We start from the raw sequence: 3,032 nt of genomic DNA, 5'->3' as shown, positions 1-3,032 counted from the left end.
CGGCTCAAAGAGGCCGCTGAAGCTCTTGCCCGCGAAACAATGTCAAACTAACAATCCACTTCTGTCCTGCCTTGGGGTGGAGGAGTTTGACTGACCGCACCCGGAGGAATTTGAAGTGACCCGCGGGGGTCTATCGATGTGTAAGCGTCGGGGCAGGGGCAGCGTCTGCCTTGGTGGCCTTACGCGAGAGTTTCTTGAGTGCGCCTGATACTTTAGACGCCGGGGCCCCGGGAGACCGCAGCCAGTCCTCGAACTGCGTAGCGGCCTCGGCCTGGCGGACACGCTTCATCAATAGCTCTCGCTCGAAGCCGGGGGGCAGTTGCTCTGCGGCGTCCCGAAATTTTGCAGCTTCTTCAAGGAGGCGCTCTTTGAAGGACTTGCTATGTTTGATGCGTCGCCGCTTCCCGACCATGCAAACTCCTTGCTGCAACGCATAATGGGGCATAGCCCGGCCTTCACTCCAGAACAGATATCATCGTGAATAGTTCCCCAAGCGGAACGAAGTAAGATGACGCTGTCCGACCGAGTAAAGTCGAACATCGAAGTTATTCTTGAGAAAGTTTGCCGGCAGCTGCCTAACGCGGCGACCACGAACTACGCAATCGGGTAGCTCAACAACTTCTTGACGCCGCCGAAGCGGGCAAGCACACCCTGACCGAATTACGGTCCGAAGGTCTGAAGGCCTTCGCAGCCAGCGTGAAATGGAAGGGCTCATAGACATCCGGCCAACGTTAGGCCAAAAGCTTAGCGCTAATAGGTTGCGGTAATCCGACCGGATGATCCTTCGGGGGATCCGGATGGCATCGGTACCGCTTGTAGAAGACGAATCCCTTATCCGGATGATGATCGCGGATATGTTGAGCGAACTCGGTCACCGTGGCCGGCGAAGCCAGCAATCTGGCGACCGGCCTGGAGCTCGCTTGCGCAGCCGGCATCGTGCTGCCATTCTAGATGTGAAACTCGGCAACGACAGTTCTGAAGCCATTGCTCAGGTACTAAGCGAGCATGGAGTGCCTTTTGCATTCGCTAGCGGGTACGGCGCGGAGGGTGTTCCGGAGGCCTTCAAGGATCACCTCTCCCTCCAAAAGCCGTCTCCGATCGATCAACTTGCTCATTGTTTATCGCGCCTTTTGGGCTAGCAAACACCTGTGGTCTTTTGCATTACCTGAGCAAGGTCATCTTGCGAAAAAGGTTTTCGCAGCAAAGGAAAGCCATCACGCCGTTTCTCACGTCCCGATAGCTGCAAGACCTTGAGAGCCGGACGCAGCCGCGTGGCCCCTTCTGCAAGCTCGTGTCCGTCCATTTCCGGCATGTTGATGTCGGTGATCGAAATTCGCTGAGTTCTGCGAAGCACATCCAGAGCTTCAGCGCCACTATGCGCACAAATGACTTCGCAGCCCAAGTCTTCCAACATGTCCGCCATTACGTCGAGGACAATTTGCATCATCATCTACAACTAAGACAGTATGTTGGGGCATTGGAGGACCTCTTTCAACAACCCACACAGTGATCGGCCGTTCCGATTCGACCATGGGCATCGCAGGGTGGAACTAGCGCAAGGCTTGGAGGTTGCCACACATCGCTGCTCTGCCGTTGGCTACTCTCGGCGGTAGGACGATGATCGCGCTCGGCCTATCCAGGAACGGAGCAGAGATGTCCGACTCCCGCAAAGAACGCCTGCTTGAAAGAAGCACGTCAACTCAGGGACAAGGCAAAGCTCCTGCCGTTTGGGCGCTTCGCCAGGCGGTACTAAAGCGCGCGCGCCAGGCAGAGATTGAAGCTCACATGAATGATGGTTGAGCTCCCCTGGATTGCAGCCGGATAGACGATATGCCGGCCCTAAACCGGGAATCCCCGATTGAGGTCGACTCCAACTAGATGCCGTAATGGGCCCGGCTCCGAGCAAGGGGTCATGATGGTGGCTGTCCCCCGATAGATGATGAAACGGGGTCAGGACTTGAGTCGGCCCCAAGCATCTGGAGACGGAGGACAGCCGTGGAAAATTATGCCGGAATCGACGTGTCATTGGAACTGTCGAGCGTGTGCGTTGTGGACGCCCAGGGCAAGGTCTTGAAGGAAGCGAAGGTCGCAAGCGAACCCGACGCCTTGGTTGAGTTTTTTGAGACGCTCGGCTTTGCAATGAAGCGTATTGGGCTCGAGGCTGGACCGCTGTCACAATGGCTGCATGCGGGCCTGAAAGGCGCAGGATTTGAGACGGTTCTGCTGGAAACGCGGCACGTGAAGGCCGCATTGTCTGCAATGACGGTCAAGACGGACCGCAAGGATGCGCGCGGGATCGCCCAGTTGATCCGGATGGGATGGTTTCGGCCGGTGCACGCAAAGTCGGTCGATGCGCAAGAAATCCGGGCACTCCTGATCGCACGCAAACAGCTTCTCGGGCGGCTGATCGATGTAGAATTAAGTATCCGAGGGATTTTGCGCGGCTTCGGTCTGAAGACTGGCCCGGTGACGAGAAGGAATTTCGAAGCGCGGATTCGAGAGTTGGTTGCGGGTCAGGCGACATTGGAGCGCATTGCCGGTGCGATGCTTTCGGCGCGGTCAGCCCTGAAGGCAGAATACGGAAGGCTACACAAGGCTGTGCTGGCAATTGTGCGCGACGATGCGGTCTGCCGCCGGCTTATGACAGTCCCAGGCGTTGGTCCCCTAGTTGCCATCACCTACAAATCGGCGATTGATGATCCTCATCGTATCGTAAAATCAAAGGCAGCAGGCGCGCTGTTCGGGCTCACGCCAAAGAAGTATCAATCGGGAGAAAAGGACGTCACGGGCGGAATCACGCTTGCTGGCGATGAGACGGTGCGGACGGTGTTGTATGAAGCCGCGAACGTTCTGCTATCGCGCATCACGCGGTTCTCAAAACTCAAGCGCTGGGGGATGGATGTCGCCAAGCGAAGAGGCTCGAAGCGCGCAAAAGTCGCCCTGGCGCGCAAGCTCGCTGTCGCGCGCCATGGAAAACTGCCCCCTCAGCGTCACAAGGGATTGCCCCCTCCTTGGATAGCTGAGGAGAGAGT

The 3,032-nt window shown here is 57.3% G+C and carries 2 protein-coding genes; one reads left to right on the top strand and one right to left on the bottom strand.

Translation table 11 applies throughout. From position 1 onward, the window contains the following. Positions 1-1,135: 1,135 nt before the first annotated feature. The gene (locus AC3WLX_RS36530) at positions 1,136-1,444 is read right to left on the bottom strand and encodes a response regulator (protein WP_454652778.1); all 309 of its coding nucleotides are present in this window, start codon (positions 1,442-1,444) and stop codon (positions 1,136-1,138) included. Between the two features lie 551 nt (positions 1,445-1,995). Here AC3WLX_RS36530 and AC3WLX_RS36525 point away from each other — a divergent pair. Further along, positions 1,996-3,032 (top strand): IS110 family RNA-guided transposase (locus AC3WLX_RS36525; RefSeq protein ID WP_492339381.1); only part of this gene is annotated, 1,037 nt, incomplete at its 3' end.

The organism is Bradyrhizobium sp. FW305-F6 (genome assembly GCF_058782905.1).
Note: the sequence above shows the minus strand (reverse complement) of the source record. Positions and strands in the feature narration are given on the sequence as shown.